Here is an 18474-nt window from a genome sequence, read left to right as displayed (position 1 = left end):
CCTAAAATTTCAAATAAAAGTCTTTTGTCAGATTTATATATTCAGGAGAATAGACGTGTCTGTGTCCATTTTCCACTATTAATTCAGCGAATTGAGCCTCGCATTTCTGCAAACAAAATTCTAACAAATAACGCTTGGCGGGCTTCCCTGGATTAGGCAGAACAGAAATCTTTCTTTTCAAATAAAAGCCTGTTAATCCAGCCAATCTCTGAAAATATTCCCCTTCTTCAACAGGCAGCACAACAGATAAAACTCCTGATTCTGTTAATAAATTCATGGCTCCTTTCAACAGATCCTCAAAAGGCAAATAATCTGCATGGCGAGCCTGTGTCCGTGTTTCGCATTTCGCTTTTAAACCATTAAGAAAGTAAGGCGGATTACTTACAATCAAATCATACCTGACCGTTGTAATTTGGCAAAACTCATGAAAAGAAAGATGAAATGCACTCAATCTTGAAGTCCACGGGCAATTTTCGAAGTTATTAACAGCTTGTTGATAAGAGGACAATTCAATTTCAACGGCATCAATTTTCACCTCAGAATTGGTTCTCTGCCCCATCATCATGGCAATCAATCCGGTTCCGGTTCCAATATCCAAAATTCGATTGGCTTTGGAAATATTCGCCCAAGCACCTAAAAGAACTCCATCGGTTCCAACCTTCATTGCAGAGCCATCCTGATCGACCCGAAACTGCTTGAACTCAAAATAATTATTTGCCATTCTTCTTAAAATTTCTCAAAAGCACCCAAACCAAATAAGGCATAGTCATATTTCACAGGATCGTTGGGATCGAATTTCCTAAGGTTTTCGGTTATTTCTTCAACAGCCTGCCAATCGTTTTGTTTTCTGGTTAGCAAACCCAGTTTACGTCCAACATTTCCGGTATGTACATCCAAAGGCAAATACAAGTCTGCCGATGAAAGTTGATTCCACAAACCAAAATCTACTCCCCGGTCATCTTTCCGCACCATCCACCTCAAATACATATTCAATCGCTTGGCTGAGGATTTTTTCAAAACATTTGAGATGTGTTTCTGACTTCTGTCCAAATGCTCAGCTTCAAAAAATACGTCTCTAAAATAGGCCAATGCACCTTTTACAGTACCTGAATCATTTACTCCCTTCGCAAAAACTTCTTCCAATCCACCGTAGTTTTTATAGATATTTTGCAATGATTTCAGAAAAAAGATGCAATCATCACCATTAAACGTGCGATGCTTAAAATCCTTAAAAACTTCAAAATCAAGATTGGATGCGTTCAGAATAAATTCATGAGGTTGGTGATCCATTCTTTCGACCAGCCATTTTGCATTGCGAATAATTGTAGGTCTTTGTCCCCAGGCAATACTTGCACTTAAGAAACCGGCTATTTCAACATCTTCTTTTTTCGAAAAAGATCGTGGTATTTGTATGGGATCGGTGCTAATGAAAGATTCCCGATTGAATAAATCGTATTTCTCATCCAAAAATTCCTTTAAATCTGCAAATGAAAAACTAGTCATTCCCATCGATCAATCCATCTGAAATACTAATTTTTCGATCGGACATATCCGCCAATTCCGTATCGTGGGTTACAATCACAAATGTTTGATTGAAACGGTCACGCAAGGTGAAAAATAATTCGTGAAGCTCCTGACGCGTTTTAGAATCTAAATTACCGGAAGGTTCATCAGCCAAAATTACAATTGGATCATTAATCAGAGCCCTTGCTACTGCAACCCGTTGCTTCTCCCCACCCGAAAGTTCGGAAGGTTTATGATCCATTCTATGACCCAAATTCAGCATTTCGAGCAATTCTTTTGCCTTCGCAATAGCTTCGGATCTGGATTTCTTGGCAATATAGGCAGGAATACAAACATTCTCTAAAGCTGTAAACTCAGGAAGTAAATGATGAAACTGGAATACAAAGCCAATGTTCGAATTTCGAAATGCAGATAATTCTTTCTCATTGTATGAAGTAATATCAACACCATCATAAAACACTTTTCCTGAATCGGGTCTGTCTAATGTCCCGAGTATTTGCAAAAGTGTAGTTTTGCCGGCACCACTGGCGCCAACAACAGAAACAATTTCTCCTTTTGTAATATTTAGATCGATTCCTTTAAGAACATTAACCGTTCCAAAACTTTTTTTGATTTGATCAGCAGTTATCATACAGATGAATTACTTCGTGAAAACCAAATATACATAAATCAGATAAACTGCAAGCAGTAAAAATCCTTTCCATCTGTGAAGTTTCCCATTATTCAACGGCAAAATCAACAAAAACAGAAGAAAAGACACCCCCAGCATAATAAGTATATCAAAAGATATGATTGGCTGACTAATGAAAATATTTTTGATAATTGATGTAACTCCCAACACTCCTAAGATATTGAATATATTAGAGCCAATAATATTTCCAATAGAGATATCCATCTCTTTCTTATAAGCAGCCACCGCAGAAGTCGCTAATTCAGGTACTGATGTGCCGAAAGCAACCAAAGTCAATCCGACTACACGTTCACTTACTCCAAAGTCGAGAGCGATATTTTTAGCACTGTCCACCAAAATATCAGCTCCAAAATACAAGCCAACCGAGGCAGCAAGAATTAGTAGAACTGCAACAAATATTGAGTGCTCAGCTGTTTTAAATCCTATTATTAAATCTCTGTTTTCCTTTCTTGATTTCCAAACCGTCCACACCATAAATGCGATCAAAAGAATTACAAAAATAATTCCTTCATAGTACTCTAATTTCTGATTTAAAATAAACACATAAAACAGTAAGGATGCGCCCATCATAAAAGGCCAATCGAACTTTATGGAATTACTGCGAACAGGCAAAGGCATTAATATAGCTGTAAAACCAAGAACGAGGGCAATATTTGCAATATTAGAGCCAATAACATTGCCGACAGCAATATCAGGGCTGCCATGAAGAGCTGCACCCAGACTCACAAAAAGCTCTGGTGCCGATGTTCCAAACGCAACTACAGTAACTCCAACAACAAGTGTAGAAATCTTAAAATGAGAAGATAAGGCCACTCCTCCTTTCACCAACAAATTCCCGCTATATAAAAGAATAACGAAACCAATAAAGAGATACAAATAGTCCATTGAATTAAAAAAAAAATTCCACACTGTATATTGGTGGAATGATTAAACCTAGAATATGGGATTACAGCTTCTTAGTAAGGTCATCCTTAAATTCCTTGATATGATCAAGAACTTCAGTTTCCTTTCTGATCTCGGATTTAATATCTTCCGTCGCCCTTTTGAATTCTTTCATTCCTTTCCCCAAACCTTGAGCCAATTCAGGAATCTTTTTCGATCCGAACAACAACAGAATAACAACTAGTACGACAACAATTTCACCGCCACTAATAAATAAAAGAATATCATTCATTTGATTGAAATTTTAAACAAATATACCGAAGAAATTTTAAATCATGAAGATAGATTGCATTCGATTTGAACCTAAGCAAAAAAAATCCCCCGAACCATACGATTCGGGGGACAATTTTATAATTAATTTCTAATTATTTCTTTTTAGCAATCACTTTAGATACACGTAAACTTGTGTCGTAAGCAATTGGTGTTGCAATGAAAAGTGAAGAATAGGTTCCAACCATTACCCCTACCAACAAAGCAAATGTAAATCCTTGAATTGAAGTTCCCCCGAAAAGGAAGATGGCTAACAAAACAACCATAGTAGATAATGAAGTACTGAAAGTACGACGTAATGTACTATTCAAAGCACTATCCACAACCTCAACACGATCACGTTTTGGATGCAATCCAATGTACTCACGGATACGGTCAAATACAACCACGGTATCATTAATAGAATACCCCACCACAGTAAGTATTGCTGCAATAAATGCCTGATCAACTTCAAGTGAGAATGGCAGCCATCCGTAACACAATGAGAAGATACCCAATACTATGATTGAATCGTGAGCCAAAGCAACGATAGCACCGAACCCATACTGCCAGTTTGAGAAACGAAGCATGATGTAAAGGAAAATCACGATAAGAGCAAACAAGATTGACCAAACTGCAGACTGACGAATATCATCAGCAATAGTAGGTCCCACTTTTTGCGACATCTTTCTATTGTTCTCAAGGAAATCAGTTTTAGAAGCTCCATTTAAATATGGTTGTAACCCTGTGTAAAGTAAACCTTCTACTTCATCATCAACTTCGTTTCCTGATTCATCAATTTTATATTTTGTGGTAATTTTCACCTGAGAATCACCACCAAAAGTTTTCACTTCAGGAGCATGCCCGTAAACAGTTTCCAACGACTTAGAAATAGCTTCAACCGAAACATCCTGATCAAAAGCAACAACATATGTTCTACCCCCGGTAAAATCGATACCTTGATTTAAACCTCTTGTTGCAAGAGACCCAATACTAACAAGAACCGCAATACCTGAAATCACATAAAACACTTTTCTTTTCTCAAGAAATTTAATATGTGCATTTCGCAACCAGTTATCGGTAAACTTAGTTGTAAAAGTAATGTTACGGTTACGTTTAAGAGAACCTTCAATAATTAATCGGGTGATAAAAATTGCAGCAAATAAAGATGAGAAAATACCGACAACCAAAGTAGTTGCAAAACCTTTAATTGGACCTTCTCCAAAAAGATAAAGAATAATACCAGTTAAAAGAGTTGTGATGTTACCATCAATAATCGCAGAATAGGCATTCTTGTATCCATCAGAAATGGCAAGACTCAATCCTTTTCCACCTTTCAGCTCTTCCTGAATACGCTCATAAATCAGTACGTTCGCATCCACCGACATACCGATTGTTAATACAATACCGGCAATACCAGGTAAAGTCAACACAGCGCCCAGTGAAGCCAGCACTCCAAAAATGAAGAACAAGTTGGCAATCAAAGCAATATTTGCAGTAAGACCTGCACCTTTACTATAGAAGAAAAACATATAAATCAACACCAACACAAAAGCAATGATGAATGACCACATCCCTTTTTGAATAGATTCCTGTCCCAAAGATGGTCCAACAACTTCATCAGCAATAATATGAGCAGGAGCAGGTAATTTACCTGACTTTAATATGTTTGCAAGATCTTTCGCCTCTGCAATGGTGAAATTACCACTGATACTGGACTGTCCGCCTTTTATTTCACTAATTACATTTGGAGCAGAATAAACATATCCGTCCAAAACAATTGCAATTGCGCGGTCAATGTTATCTTTAGTTAAACGAGCCCAAACTTTTGCTCCTTCACCACTCATACTCATCGAAACTTCAGCTTGCGCTTTGTTTTGATCAATTTGCTCACGTGCAGAAGTAACAGCATCACCATCTAACGGAGCTTTTCCATCGCGGCTGGTTACTTTAATTGCAAATAATTCGAATACATTACCACCTTTATCAATAGGTTTAACCCCCCAAAAGAATTTCAAATTACGTGGCATTACTGATTGAACAGCCGGCATTGCCAAAATCTGATTTACTCTGGCAGTATCTTTAATATGAGACATACCAACAACTGCTTTCGATGAACCTCTTTGTGTAGGATTCAAAACAGAAAACAATGGGTATTTTTTTGCAATTTCTTTTGCGTTAAGGTCAGTAGTTGAATCTTTAGCTGTTTCTTCAATTTTGTCCAAAAGAGCAACATCTTCATCTTTTGCCTCTTCCTTCACCTCTTCTTTAGTAGCTTCTTTGGCTGCTTCGGCAGGCTCAGCCATTGTATTGATAGCTGCTAACTTTTCGTTTGCAGCATTTAAATACTGAGTTACTTCGTTAGCACTATAAGTTTCCCAAAACTCCAAACTTGCAGTTCCCTGTAGTAACTTACGTACACGAGCTGCATCTTTAATACCTGGAAGTTCGATAATAATACGTCCCGAAACATCAGCTTTTTGAATATTTGGCTGTGCAACACCGAAACGGTCAATACGGGAACGAAGGATGTTAAAGGTATTATCAATCGCTGCATCAGCTTCTTTTTTAATCACTTTTAACACCTCAGCATTAGAAGCTCCAAAAGGAATTTTATCTTTCATCTCTAAAGTTCCGAAGATATCGGGAGAAGATAACTGAGCATTTGGATTGATTGATTCGAACGCTTCACCAAAAAGAACAACAAATTCTTTTTGACTATCTTTTTGCATCGCTTTGGCTTTTTCTATAGCTGCTACAAAAGTTTCATCCTTGCTATTATTGGCCATAGCCTTAATAATATCAATTACAGAAACTTCCATGGTAACGTTCATACCTCCTTTAAGGTCAAGACCAAGGTTCATCTCCAATTCCTTACACTCTTTGTAAGTGTAATCTTTAATCCAAAGAAAATTGTAAACTCCTTCACCCCTAATAGAGTCAAGATAAGCTTGTTCCTTCTTAATATCGCCGGCTCCGAACTCTTGAGCTTCCTTTTCAACTGATTTGGTAACGTAAGTAAATGTCAATTGATACAAACTCACTAACGCAAAGAGTATAGCGAGTAGACGAATCGCTCCTTTATTTCGCATGTGTTTAGGTTTATTTAATTCTTATTTATGTGGTATATAATATTCTTAACCGCAATTAACGCACAAATATATTAATTTTTTTCAAATTCCTTTGTTCAATAATCTCAGGTATTTAACCGACTTTACGTCTTTGGTGAAAGACATGGGATTTAAAGAATTCTCAATTCCAGAATTTTTCTTCCATAATCGATAATTGCTCCGTATTTTAAAAGAAAGTCACTTCCAAGTAATCCGCAAATTTCCCGCTGACAGTGCTCCATGTACATCTCGTTTATACCTGCCAAATCAATAATTGCACAATGAAAATCATTTACAAGAAGATCTCCTAATTGGAATGAATCTATCTTAACCATTTCGGTATTTAAACTTCCTTCCCCCAAACCCCGCGACTTTATTTCTGAGGTTTGATACTCAGACAAGGTGTAAGCAGGTACGAAATTCCGGTCTAAAACCGTTTTTGAAGCGCCGGTATCAATCACAAGATCTCCTTCATGACTACTGTTTACTTTACATCTGATTAAAAGATGGAAACTTTCGGTTTCAAGTTCGATTATCTCTATTGGGATTTCAATTTTCATGGGCTTTCTGAACAAAGGACAGCAAATATACCAAAAGAACAGGATTTTGTGCCATAAATTACATAAAACCCTTAAAACATTAACAAAATAATAATCTATCTAAAAATTTTATAGATACTGATTTACAGATGACATTGTTCAGAATTTAAGGTGGAATTTATTTCTGTTTGATTTTACAAAACAAAAAAGGTTGTCTCTCATGGAGACAACCTCAATATTTTAGTAAATGAAATCTTCCAACTAAGATAGAATATTCATTTCATCTAACACTTTCATTACAGATTTAACAGCCTCTGCTGATCCTTTCAACAATTCCATTTCCTCTGTGTTTAATTTCACTTCGATTACTTTCTCGATACCGTTTTTACCTAAAACAACAGGTACTCCCAAGAAAATATCTTTCATTCCATATTCTCCGTTCAACAGAGCACATACCGGGAAAATTCTTTTTTGATCGCGAACAATGGCTTCTACCATTTGAGCAGCAGCAGCACCTGGAGCATACCAAGCTGAAGTTCCCATCAGGTTTACCAATTCACCACCACCAAATTTAGTTCTTTCGATAATAGCATTCAATTTATCTTCTTCGATCAAATCAGTTACAGGAATACCTGCTACGGTAGTGTAACGAGGAAGCGGAACCATTGTATCTCCGTGTCCACCCATCAACAATGCCTGAATATCCTTAGGAGAAACATTTAATTCTTCAGCAAGAAAAGCACGGTAACGAGCTGTATCCAATACACCAGCCATACCAAATACTTTGTTAGATGCTTTTTTAGCTGTTAAGAAAGCAGCGTAAGTCATAACATCTAAAGGATTTGACACGATAATGATGATTGCATCAGGAGAATGAGCAATTACATTTTCAGTAACCGATTTTACAATACCTGCATTGGTAGCGATTAAGTCATCACGACTCATTCCCGGTTTACGCGGAAGACCTGATGTAATAACAACAACCTCTGATCCAGCAGTTGCGGCATAATCATTAGTTACTCCTTTAACTCTTGTATCGTAATAATTAATCGGAGCAGTTTGCCACATATCAAGAGCTTTTCCCTCTGACAATCCATCTTTAATGTCAACAATAATTACTTCGTTTGCTAATTCCTTTTGGGCAATGCAATTTGCACAAGTTGCGCCAACATTTCCTGCACCTACAACGGTAATTTTCATAAGGCTTTAATCTTTGATTATATCTATTTGTATTCGTATCAATGGAGAATTTTTTCTTTATTGGCTAGCAAATATATACACAATGCCAGAAAATAATTCAGAAAAAGACCTGCTTTTCAACAGTCTCACTTAAATATATAAAAATTAGATAACAATTATCTAACTTCTGACATATTTAACTATTTCAAAACTGGGTATAAACACCCATACAGGCTCTTCTGTTCAATAACGACAAACAGATCTTATTATCAGAAGCCACATTTAGCAAGGAGAATAGAAGTTCCGAGATAAAATTAAATCGGAAGAAATCTGATTAAATCGTTCCAAAAAAGCTTTAATTTTATAAGATCGAAGAAATGCAAACGATTACGGAAAATTTTCTTTTATCAGAAAAAAAGCGCAGGAAAATTAATATCCTGCGCTTCTCAAAAAAAAATCCTATTTGATAATTTCTTCAATCTCTGAAATAATTTTTTCTGCCAATTGATTTGCTGAATCCTCATTTTCACTTTCCGAATAAATTCGGATAATTGGTTCAGTATTTGATTTTCGCAGATGAACCCATTCCGATGCAAAATCAATTTTAATCCCATCAATATCGTTCACTTTCTCATTCCTGTATTTTTCTTTCATGGCAACTAAAACCTCATCAACATCAATTTCGGGAGTTAACTGAATTTTATTTTTTGAGATAAAATAGTTCGGATAACTTGCTCTTAACTCCGAAGCTTTTTTCTTTGTTTTTGCCATGTGCGTCAAAATCAAAGCAACCCCAACCAAAGCATCTCTGCCATAATGACTTTCAGGATAAATAATACCTCCATTACCCTCACCACCAATTATGGCATTATTTTCTTTCATTTTGGTAACTACATTCACTTCGCCAACAGCCGAAGCTTCGTATGTTCCTCCATGTTTCTCTGTAACATCGCGCAAAGCACGGGTTGATGAAAGATTTGAAACCGTATTTCCAGGTGTATTTGCCAATACGTAATCAGCGCATGCCACCAATGTATATTCTTCACCAAACATGCTTCCATCTTCGTTCACAATAGCCAAACGATCAACGTCAGGATCAACTACAAATCCTAAATCGGCCTTACCTTCCTTCATTACCGAAGCAATTTCAGTTAAATGCTCTGGCAACGGCTCCGGATTATGAGGAAATTGTCCGTTTGGCTCGCAATATAATTCTACAACATTTTCAACACCCAAAGCTTTCAATAATTGCGGAATTACAATACCACCAACCGAATTTACTGCATCAACAGCAACCGTAAAATTTGCTTTTCTTATTGTATCAGCATCAACCAACTTAAGTGCTAAAACATGATCAATATGTTTTTGAGTGTAATTATCTACATGAGAAAGCTGACCTAAATCATCTACATCGGCAAATAGAAAATCCTCATTATCAGCGATGGAAAGAACAATTTTCCCATCGTTATCGTTCAAAAACTCCCCTTTTTCATCGAGTAGTTTTAATGCATTCCATTGTTTAGGATTGTGACTGGCAGTTAAAATAATACCTCCCTGAGCTTTTTCTTCAGCAACTGCAATTTCAGTGGTTGGCGTAGTTGCCAAGCCAATTTCCACAACATCAATTCCTAAGCCCAAAAGAGTTCCAACCACAAGCATATCGACCATTTCGCCGGAAATCCGGGCATCCCGTCCAACAACTACTTTTACCTTTTGTCCGCTGTTTCTTCGTAATACCCAGGTACCGTATGCTGCTGAAAATTTCACAACATCAAGAGGACTTAATCCATCTCCAACCTTACCGCCAATCGTTCCTCTGATTCCGGAAATTGATTTAATTAATGCCATATTATTTATCCAATTTTAATGCTTACTGATTCATAAAAAAAGATTCTGAACAAACATTCATCTCTTAATTTGTATGACAAATTTATAATTTCGATCAAGAGTAAAAAAGCAAAATTGAAATTGATTTTCTTTATTTCACTTTTTTAACTGGTGGAATTAATATATTCTTTGATTATTAGTACCTTTGCAGGTTCAGAACAATGATCATTTACTCAAAAATGGAAGAAAAAAAATACGGGAAAGATAGAAAAGAAAAATCTTCTTTTAGATCAAAAACAGAAAACGATAGAAAACCTGGTGGTGCAAATCCTCGATTCAAAAAGGATTCAGAATCACGCAACAATGAGGGGAAATCAGAATATCCCCGACAACGAAGAGACAATTCAGAAAAACCTTTTCAAAGAGACAACACAAGACCACAATCATCAAAAAGATCTGGTGGTGACAGTTCGGAAAGAAGTTCCGACAGAAGAAGATCCGGATCGGAAGAACCAAATCGCAAATTTGGCAGGGATTCGGATTCAAGAAATAGAAATACTGGCAGCAGATCAGAAAGTTCTGACAGACGCAGCAGTGATTCTTACAGAAATTCACGAGGTTCTGATTCAAGATCAGGCTCGTCAAGAAGATCTGACGACAACAGATCTGAAAAAGACTCTTACAGAGGAAAACCCCGATTTGGAGACTCAACCCGTAAATTTGGCCGGGATTCAGGATCACGAGATCACAACTTTGGCGGCAGATCAGAAAATTCTGACAGAAGAAGACACAGATCTGAAGACTCAAACTTCAGACCGGGAAGAGATTTCGACCACTCAAAAAGAGGCGAAGAAAGATCAGAATTTACAGGAAACAAAAAAAGATTTGCAAATGATTTTGATGAAGATCAAGATTCTACTGCAAAACCTTATGATCGTTTTAAGAACAAACCTGATAAAGAAACGCTTCAAAAAAAGCATTACAGCAAGAAAAAACAATTGGCTTTTGCTAAACTATCAGGTCCGGAAGATGGTATCCTAAGACTTAACAAATACATTTCGAACACAGGAGCATGCTCAAGAAGAGCTGCAGACCTGCGGATTGAAGAAGGCAGAATAACCGTTAACGGCGAAATTGTTAAAGAGGTTGGCACCAAAGTAAACATTGATGATGTAGTTTGCATGGATGGTAAACAATTGGAGGCCGAAGCAAAAGTCTATTTGGTTTTAAACAAACCCAAAGATTTTGTAACTACTCTTGATGATCCTCTGGGAAGAAAAACGGTTATGGATTTAATTAGTCATGCATGTCCCGAAAGAGTTTATCCTGTAGGAAGACTGGATCGTATGACTACCGGAGTTTTAATTTTCACCAACGATGGCGATTTAACAAAACGTCTTACTCATCCGAGCTACAACAAAAAAAAGATTTACCATGTATTCCTTGACAGACCAATTTCTCAGGAAGAACTAGATCAGGTAATTGCCGGACTGGAATTAGAAGATGGAGAAATTAAAGCTGATGCCATTAGTTTTACAAGTGAAACCGATAAAACTCAGGTTGGAATAGAAATTCATTCGGGACGAAACAGAATTGTTCGACGCATTTTTGAGCATCTGGGTTACGAAATCGAAAAATTGGACCGCGTACTTTTTGCAGGAATCACAAAGAAAAACATCCCAAGAGGGAAATGGAGATTCCTAAGCGAAAAAGAGGTGAGCATGCTTAAAATATATTAATCGCAATAAGTATCTACTCAGTAGACATTGTATAAAAAAAATCCCGGCATCACTGCCGGGATTTTTTTGATATATTGTATTCTTAAAATTGCTTCAGCAAATTAGCCATCTCAATAGCAGATACCGCTGCTTCAAATCCCTTGTTTCCAGCTTTAGTTCCAGCACGTTCAATAGCCTGCTCAATAGAATCGGTAGTTAAAACACCAAAAATAACAGGCACTTCCGAATCTAAGGAAACACTTGCAACACCTTTAGTTACTTCGCTCGACACATATTCAAAATGAGGAGTTGAACCTTTAATTACAGCACCCAAACAAATAACCGCATCGTATTTACCGCTTTTTGCCATCTTCTTGGCAATCAATGGAATTTCAAATGCTCCGGGAACCCAGGCGACATCTACATCATCAGTTGAAGCTCCATGACGGTTGATCGCATCCAAAGCACCTGCTAACAATTTACCTCCAATAAATTCATTAAAACGACCGGCAACAATACCGAATTTTAAATCTTTCGCAATAAGCTTACCTTCAATAATATTCATTTTATTTGATTTTAGATGTGAGAAATGAGATTTCAGCTGTGAGATTACTCTTCTTCAAAAAGCAATTCTTGTTACCTCATTCACTCATTAACACATATACTTATTTTATCTTTTTATCATCGTTTTGCAAATTCCACTTTACATCCTGATGCAATAGATGACCCATTTTATTCATTTTGGTCTGCATATAGAATTCATTCTTTTCATTGCAAGTCATTTCAATCTCTTCACGAGCAACAATTTTCAATCCATAACCTTTTAAACCAGCAACTTTCAGTGGATTATTAGTCATTAAAGTCAAATTCTTAACACCCAATTCAGCTAAAATCGCAGCACCAATACCATAATCACGTAAATCGGCCTTAAATCCTAATGCCAAATTTGCTTCAACAGTATCCATCCCCATATCCTGAAGTTGATAAGCCTTCAATTTATTGATTAAACCAATACCTCTGCCTTCCTGACGCATATATAACAACACACCTCTGCCAGCCTCTTCGATTCTCCGCAAAGCTTCCTGCAGCTGATCGCCGCAGTCGCAACGCATAGAACCAAACGCATCACCGGTTAAACATTCAGAATGCACCCGAACCAACACTGGTTCAGAAGTATCAATATCTCCTTTTACCAAAGCGACATGATGCTCACCGGTAATTTTATTGACAAAACCATGAGCTCTAAATTCGCCATGTTTTGTTGGCATTGCTGTTTCAGTTACTTTTTCGATTACACTCTCTGTTTGTCTGCGATACTCAATCAAATCAGCAATCGTAATCATTTTTAAATCATGCTTTTTGATGTATTCTCTGAGCTGAGGAACACGGGCCATGGTCCCATCCTCATTCATAATTTCACAAATTACGCCTGCCGGATACAATCCAGCCATTCTTGCCAGATCAACAGCAGCTTCGGTGTGTCCTGCACGAACCAAAACTCCATTTTTACGCGCTACCAAAGGAAAAATGTGTCCCGGACGGGTAAAATCTTCCGGTTTGGCATTCTTATCAAACACTTTTTGTATTGTATGCGCACGTTCGTGAGCAGAAATACCGGTTGAACAATCTGCAGCATCAATACTTACAGTAAAGGCCGTTTGCTTTGCATCAGTATTATGGTACACCATCATATCGATATTCAACTCATCCAAACGCTCCTTAACAATTGGCATACAAATCAATCCTCCAGCCTGTCGGGCCATAAAATTGATTGCCTCAGGAGTAACCATTTCCGCCGCCATCAGCAAATCACCCTCATTTTCACGATCTTCATCGTCAACCACCACAATCATCTTCCCTAATTTGATGTCTTCAATCGCTTCTTCAATTGTATGAAATTTCATAGTTTTATGTATTGTTGTTTTGTTTCCAATTTTACTTTTTATGCAAACCCATTCTCTTTCAGGAAATTCATCGAAATATCCGATTTCTCCACCTGAGCACTTTCCTCATCTCTATGAAGCATGAATTTTTCAATATACTTTGCAGTCATATCGCATTCCAGATTTACTTTTTCTCCCTTTTTCTTAGAAGTTAAAGTTGTATCTTCCTGTGTAAGGGGAATAATTGAAACTTTAAAAATTTTCTCATCTACATAGGCCACAGTCAAACTGATACCATCAATGGCAACAGAACCTTTCTCCACAATATATTTCAATATATTACCAGGTGCCGCAATGCTAACCCAAATGGCATTATCATCTTGCTCCCTGCCTACAACTTCGCCCAAACCATCGATATGTCCGCTTACCATATGACCACCCATCCGGTCGCCAACGCGAAGAGCCCGCTCTAAATTCACGCGGCTTCCCGCTCCCAACAATCCGAAATTTGTTCGGCTCATTGTCTCCGGCATAACATCTGCCGAAAAACCGGTAGAATTAAAGCTAACCACTGTCAAACAAATTCCATTGGTTGCAATACTATCACCCAGCTTCACATCATCCATAATTTTACGGGCCGAAACAGTCAATCGAATTGACTTGCCTCCACCTTGAATGGACTTAATGTTTCCTATTTCTTCAATTAAACCTGTAAACATTTTTTCAATTATCAGTTATTGGTAAACAGTTATCAGATTACAAAGCATCCACTATCTGCCACACTTTTTTTATTTTCCCTGTCAGCATCAGATCATTTCCAAGCTGATCGATCTTGATATGCTCCAATTCGATGGCATCTTTCATGAATTTGATTCCTTCGCCCCCAACCGGTGATTTAGAATTGGCACCACCAATAATTTTAGGCGCAATAAACGACATTACCTCATCAACAATGCCTGCTTCCAAAGCCGAAAAATTAAGCGTTGCTCCTCCTTCCAGTAAAATTCCATCAATGCCTTCACTTCCAAGCTTCACCATTAAATCAGCAAGATCAACTCTTCCATCTCTGGATTTTGCAATAATAACGGAATTTCCTAAGTCCTCAATTTGTGCAATCTTTACAGAGTCAGCTTTATCTGTTACAACAACAATTGTTTTGGACTGAACACCCGTATTCAATATTTTTGATTCCAAAGGAATCCGGGCACTACTGTCCACCACTATCCTTACCGGATTTCGTCCTTCTCCTTTTCCCAATCTGGTCGTCAGCATCGGATCATCGGCAATCACCGTATCAACACCAATCATGATTCCTGCCAGTTCATTTCTTAACTGATGAACCCGTGCCCGTGATTTTTCGTTGGAAACCCAACGGGAATCACCCGTTTCACTGGCAATCTTCCCATCCAGAGTCATGGCTGTTTTCATCACCACATAGGGAATTTTATTTTGAATAAATTTCAGAAAAACACGGTTCATCTGACTTAATTCTTCGCACAAATAGCCGTATTCAACCTCAATTCCATTATCCTCAAGTAATTTTACTCCTTTTCCCGCCACCAATGGATTCGGATCCAGCATCCCAATCACCACTTTCCCAATTCTATTTTTCACAATTGCTTCGGCGCAAGGCGGTGTTTTACCATAATGGGAACATGGCTCCAAAGTCACATACATTGTTGCCCCTTCAACAGATTCTGTTGCAGATCGAAATGCATTTACCTCGGCATGCGGACCACCAAAGAACTCATGATATCCCTCGCCAATAATTTTATTATCACGAACAATAACAGCACCAACCAAAGGATTAGGATTTACTCTTCCTATTCCCTTTTTAGCCAACTCAAAGGCTCTCTGCATGTATTGATATTCTTTGCTCATCTGCATAAAAACAAAAAGCCCTGAACAGTTCATTAAACTATTCAGGGCATCTATTATAGGTATAGCCGAACGGAAATAATTTCCATCGACATGAAATCAATCAAATTGATCAATTGTTTTTCTTCTCCCATCCAGACTGTACTGTCGGTACTGGAATCACACCAGTTCAATCTCGTTAAAGATTCGCGGACTATCACCGCCGGTCGGGAATTTCACCCTGCCCTGAAGAAACAATAAAATATTTAGAACAAAGTTCTCATTCCTTATTCTGCTACAAATATATAGTTTTAGAAAATAAAAACAAATCGCACAAACAGTCTTTACAACACACTGTAAATTCAAAACATTAAAACTTAAGCCACACTAACGCTTCGAATTAGGACTTTTAAACCATTACATATTGGTATTTCTATAAAAAAAACTCCAACAAGTTCTTTATTCCATCTTAATGAGTGGCAGACATTTTCGTAAATGGTATTAATTGTACTATCTTTGCAAAAATTTTTAAATCACTAAATTGGAGTACATATGCCTCATAAATCAGGTTTTGTAAATATTATTGGAAATCCCAACGTTGGGAAATCAACCTTAATGAATAATTTGGTTGGGGAACGCATCTCAATTATTACGTCGAAATCACAAACCACGCGTCACCGGATTAAAGGAATTGTTAATGGTGATGATTTTCAAATTGTATACTCTGATACACCAGGAGTTTTGCAGCCAAACTACAAACTTCAGGAGTCGATGATGAAATTTTCAACTTCGGCATTGGTTGATGCTGACGTTATTTTATATGTTACCGACGTTATTGAAACCATCGATAAAAACGAAGAATTCCTTAAGAAGGTACAAAATTCTGACATCCCGGTTCTTTTGCTGATCAACAAGATTGATTTATCTGATCAGGAAAAATTAAATAAACTGGTAGATAGATGGAAAGTAACACTTCCTAAAGCTGAAATATTCCCAATGTCGGCAACAGAGAATTTTAACGTTCCGAATTTGTTTAACCGCATTTTGGAATTATTGCCTGAAGGTCCTCCTTTTTTCGCAAAAGACGAACTAACTGATAAACCATCCCGTTTTTTTGTAAATGAAATTATCAGAGAGAAAATACTGACTAACTACGACAAAGAAATTCCATATTCGGTAGAGGTTGCCGTTGAAGAATTTAAAGATGAGCCTAAAATGATCAGTATTATGGCCGTAATTAATGTTGAAAGAACTTCTCAAAAAGGAATCATCATTGGACACCAGGGGAAAGCACTGAAGAAAGTTGGAACTGAAGCCCGACTGGACATGGAAAAATTCTTTGGGAAAAAAGTGTTCTTAAAACTATACGTTAAGGTTGCAAAAGACTGGAGAAGCAAAGACTCTCAGCTAAAGAATTTTGGATACAATCAATAAGTTCAAAACTGTATTGACAAATCGAAGAAATCTTTAGGATTTTAATCAATTGAATAAGAATTACACGCAGAGATTGCGTTAGAAAAATAAAATAATGAGCAATATAGTTGCAATCGTAGGAAGGCCAAATGTTGGAAAATCTACACTTTTTAATCGATTATCAGGTACTAGAAAAGCAATCGTAAACGAAACTGCTGGTGTTACCCGTGATCGTAATTACGGAAAATCTGAATGGAATGGCATAGAATTTTCTATTATTGATACCGGAGGCTACGCTACCAATTCAGACGATATTTTTGAAGAGGAAATCCGCAAACAGGTAATGATTGCCATTGAGGAAGCTGATTCTATTTTATTTGTTTTAGATGTACAGCACGGAATCACAGATTTAGATTCGGCTGTTGCAGGAATACTTCGCCGCACCAAAAAGAAAGTTTATTTGGTTGCAAATAAGTCTGACAATGCGGATTTAATTTTTGCAGCGAACGAATTCTATTCGATTGGTCTGAGCGGACAGGTTTTCCCAATTTCATCGGTTAATGGATCGGGAACAGGAGATTTACTGGATGCTGTAGTAAATGATTTTGAGATCAAACCAAACGACGATGATGAAGGTTTGCCAAGAATAGCATTTGTTGGTCGTCCTAACGTAGGAAAATCATCAACTGTGAATGCTTTGGTTGGAATCGACCGAAATATTGTGACTGATGTTGCAGGAACAACAAGAGATTCAATTCATACCCGATTTCAGAAATTCGGTCATGATTTTATCATGGTAGATACTGCCGGAGTTCGCAAGAAACCAAAAGTGCACGAAGATCTTGAATTCTATTCGGTAATGCGATCAATCAGAACAATTGAAAGCGCTGATGTTTGTGTATTGATTTTAGATGCAACACGTGGTGTAGAAGCTCAGGATTTAAGTATTCTTGACATTATTCTCAACAATCGCAAAGGAGTTGTAATCATGATTAACAAATGGGATTTGGTGGATAAAGAAACCAATACCATGAAAGAATTCGAAGAAGAAATTAGAAATCGAATTGCACCATTTAAAGATGTTCCAATTATTTTCACCTCTGCCATTACAAAACAACGATTAATTCAAGTTTTGGAATCGGCGCTTGAGGTTTATGAGAATCGTATTCGTAAAATACCAACATCGGAACTAAACAATGTGATGCAAAAAGTAATTGCAGCTCTTAATCCTCCTGCGTTGAAAGGGAAATTTATTAAAATAAAATATGTAACTCAATTACCAACTCACGCACCAACATTTGCATTCTATTGCAATCTGCCTCAATACATTAAAGATCCTTACAAAAGATATCTTGAGAATCAGATCCGCAAAAACTGGTCATTTACCGGGGTGCCGATTCAAATTTTTGTGAGAAAAAAATAAGTGTTGTACACAGCACAATCATTAGCCGATTCAGTTTTTCTGAGTCGGTTTTTTTTGTCATTAAAGAGAAAAATATTTTTGATAACTAAAATTTTAGTTATATTTAAATCCTAATCATA

General features: G+C 37.2%; 16 protein-coding genes and 1 riboswitch. Of the genes, 3 read left to right on the top strand and 13 right to left on the bottom strand.

The genetic code is table 11. The annotated features are described in order from the left end of the window. Position 1 precedes the first annotated feature (1 nt). The 9 genes from ACY0M5_RS04670 to glmM all read right to left on the bottom strand — a co-directional run bounded on the left by ACY0M5_RS04670 (position 2) and on the right by glmM (position 10082). Entirely contained in the window at positions 2-721 is a 720-nt protein-coding gene (locus ACY0M5_RS04670; RefSeq protein ID WP_461630962.1) for a tRNA1(Val) (adenine(37)-N6)-methyltransferase, read from the bottom strand. Between the two features lie 5 nt (positions 722-726). Further along, positions 727-1509, bottom strand: a complete 783-nt coding sequence (locus tag ACY0M5_RS04665) for a TIGR02757 family protein (protein WP_461630961.1) — start codon at positions 1507-1509, stop codon at positions 727-729. Next, on the bottom strand, positions 1496-2155 hold the full coding sequence (locus ACY0M5_RS04660) for an ABC transporter ATP-binding protein (RefSeq protein WP_461630960.1): 660 nt from the start codon (positions 2153-2155) through the stop codon (positions 1496-1498). Before ACY0M5_RS04660 ends, ACY0M5_RS04665 begins: the two co-directional genes overlap by 14 nt. Before the next feature lie 9 nt (positions 2156-2164). Then, positions 2165-3100 carry a calcium/sodium antiporter gene (locus ACY0M5_RS04655; protein ID WP_461630959.1) on the bottom strand — a complete coding sequence of 312 codons (936 nt, stop codon included), beginning with the start codon at positions 3098-3100 and terminating at the stop codon, positions 2165-2167. 61 nt (positions 3101-3161) lie between these two features. Continuing rightward, complete coding sequence (gene tatA / locus ACY0M5_RS04650; protein ID WP_124994034.1) at positions 3162-3389, bottom strand: twin-arginine translocase TatA/TatE family subunit; 228 nt, start codon at positions 3387-3389, stop codon at positions 3162-3164. A gap of 133 nt (positions 3390-3522) precedes the next feature. Next, positions 3523-6498, bottom strand: coding sequence for a protein translocase subunit SecDF (gene secDF / locus ACY0M5_RS04645; RefSeq protein ID WP_461630958.1), 2976 nt, complete (start codon positions 6496-6498; stop codon positions 3523-3525). A 149-nt stretch (positions 6499-6647) separates the two neighbouring features. Further along, positions 6648-7076, bottom strand: a complete 429-nt coding sequence (locus ACY0M5_RS04640) for an aspartyl protease family protein (protein WP_461630957.1) — start codon at positions 7074-7076, stop codon at positions 6648-6650. Between the two features lie 240 nt (positions 7077-7316). After that, positions 7317-8255, bottom strand: a complete 939-nt coding sequence (gene mdh, locus ACY0M5_RS04635; protein WP_101309636.1) for a malate dehydrogenase — start codon at positions 8253-8255, stop codon at positions 7317-7319. A 438-nt stretch (positions 8256-8693) separates the two neighbouring features. Next, positions 8694-10082, bottom strand: a complete 1389-nt coding sequence (gene glmM / locus ACY0M5_RS04630; protein ID WP_156194957.1) for a phosphoglucosamine mutase — start codon at positions 10080-10082, stop codon at positions 8694-8696. Positions 10083-10300: 218 nt separating this feature from the next. Between glmM and ACY0M5_RS04625 the strand changes: the two genes are divergently transcribed. After that, positions 10301-11800 (top strand): pseudouridine synthase, encoded by a 1500-nt coding sequence (locus tag ACY0M5_RS04625; protein ID WP_461630956.1) that lies wholly within the window; start codon positions 10301-10303, stop codon positions 11798-11800. An 82-nt stretch (positions 11801-11882) separates the two neighbouring features. Here ACY0M5_RS04625 and ribH read toward each other — a convergent pair whose 3' ends face one another. The 4 genes from ribH to ribD all read right to left on the bottom strand — a co-directional run bounded on the left by ribH (position 11883) and on the right by ribD (position 15543). After that, positions 11883-12344, bottom strand: coding sequence for a 6,7-dimethyl-8-ribityllumazine synthase (gene ribH, locus ACY0M5_RS04620; protein ID WP_101309634.1), 462 nt, complete (start codon positions 12342-12344; stop codon positions 11883-11885). A gap of 100 nt (positions 12345-12444) precedes the next feature. Further along, the gene (locus ACY0M5_RS04615; RefSeq protein ID WP_124994029.1) at positions 12445-13683 is read right to left on the bottom strand and encodes a bifunctional 3,4-dihydroxy-2-butanone-4-phosphate synthase/GTP cyclohydrolase II; all 1239 of its coding nucleotides are present in this window, start codon (positions 13681-13683) and stop codon (positions 12445-12447) included. Positions 13684-13721: 38 nt separating this feature from the next. Then, positions 13722-14381: a riboflavin synthase gene (locus tag ACY0M5_RS04610; protein WP_461630955.1), complete on the bottom strand. Its 660-nt coding sequence runs from the start codon at positions 14379-14381 to the stop codon at positions 13722-13724. A 37-nt stretch (positions 14382-14418) separates the two neighbouring features. After that, entirely contained in the window at positions 14419-15543 is a 1125-nt protein-coding gene (ribD, locus tag ACY0M5_RS04605) for a bifunctional diaminohydroxyphosphoribosylaminopyrimidine deaminase/5-amino-6-(5-phosphoribosylamino)uracil reductase RibD (protein ID WP_461630954.1), read from the bottom strand. Positions 15544-15658: 115 nt separating this feature from the next. Further along, positions 15659-15777: riboswitch (FMN riboswitch) on the bottom strand. A gap of 294 nt (positions 15778-16071) precedes the next feature. Here ribD and era point away from each other — a divergent pair. Continuing rightward, positions 16072-16953: a GTPase Era gene (gene era / locus ACY0M5_RS04600; RefSeq protein WP_461630953.1), complete on the top strand. Its 882-nt coding sequence runs from the start codon at positions 16072-16074 to the stop codon at positions 16951-16953. A 94-nt stretch (positions 16954-17047) separates the two neighbouring features. After that, positions 17048-18355: a ribosome biogenesis GTPase Der gene (der, locus tag ACY0M5_RS04595; protein ID WP_461630952.1), complete on the top strand. Its 1308-nt coding sequence runs from the start codon at positions 17048-17050 to the stop codon at positions 18353-18355. The last annotated feature ends 119 nt before the right edge of the window (positions 18356-18474 follow it).

Origin of the sequence: Labilibaculum euxinicum, from assembly GCF_963678175.1 — a bacterium.
Classification (GTDB): domain Bacteria; phylum Bacteroidota; class Bacteroidia; order Bacteroidales; family Marinifilaceae; genus Labilibaculum; species Labilibaculum euxinus.
Note: the sequence above shows the minus strand (reverse complement) of the source record. Positions and strands in the feature narration are given on the sequence as shown.

Coding starts and splice junctions, on each gene's coding strand:
- ACY0M5_RS04670 (WP_461630962.1), bottom strand. CDS start 721: ATGGCAAATAATTATTTTGAGTTCAAGCAGTTTCGGGTCGATCAGGAT.
- ACY0M5_RS04665 (WP_461630961.1), bottom strand. CDS start 1,509: ATGGGAATGACTAGTTTTTCATTTGCAGATTTAAAGGAATTTTTGGAT.
- ACY0M5_RS04660 (WP_461630960.1), bottom strand. CDS start 2,155: ATGATAACTGCTGATCAAATCAAAAAAAGTTTTGGAACGGTTAATGTT.
- ACY0M5_RS04655 (WP_461630959.1), bottom strand. CDS start 3,100: ATGGACTATTTGTATCTCTTTATTGGTTTCGTTATTCTTTTATATAGC.
- tatA (WP_124994034.1), bottom strand. CDS start 3,389: ATGAATGATATTCTTTTATTTATTAGTGGCGGTGAAATTGTTGTCGTA.
- secDF (WP_461630958.1), bottom strand. CDS start 6,498: ATGCGAAATAAAGGAGCGATTCGTCTACTCGCTATACTCTTTGCGTTA.
- ACY0M5_RS04640 (WP_461630957.1), bottom strand. CDS start 7,076: ATGAAAATTGAAATCCCAATAGAGATAATCGAACTTGAAACCGAAAGT.
- mdh (WP_101309636.1), bottom strand. CDS start 8,255: ATGAAAATTACCGTTGTAGGTGCAGGAAATGTTGGCGCAACTTGTGCA.
- glmM (WP_156194957.1), bottom strand. CDS start 10,082: ATGGCATTAATTAAATCAATTTCCGGAATCAGAGGAACGATTGGCGGT.
- ACY0M5_RS04625 (WP_461630956.1), top strand. CDS start 10,301: ATGGAAGAAAAAAAATACGGGAAAGATAGAAAAGAAAAATCTTCTTTT.
- ribH (WP_101309634.1), bottom strand. CDS start 12,344: ATGAATATTATTGAAGGTAAGCTTATTGCGAAAGATTTAAAATTCGGT.
- ACY0M5_RS04615 (WP_124994029.1), bottom strand. CDS start 13,683: ATGAAATTTCATACAATTGAAGAAGCGATTGAAGACATCAAATTAGGG.
- ACY0M5_RS04610 (WP_461630955.1), bottom strand. CDS start 14,381: ATGTTTACAGGTTTAATTGAAGAAATAGGAAACATTAAGTCCATTCAA.
- ribD (WP_461630954.1), bottom strand. CDS start 15,543: ATGAGCAAAGAATATCAATACATGCAGAGAGCCTTTGAGTTGGCTAAA.
- era (WP_461630953.1), top strand. CDS start 16,072: ATGCCTCATAAATCAGGTTTTGTAAATATTATTGGAAATCCCAACGTT.
- der (WP_461630952.1), top strand. CDS start 17,048: ATGAGCAATATAGTTGCAATCGTAGGAAGGCCAAATGTTGGAAAATCT.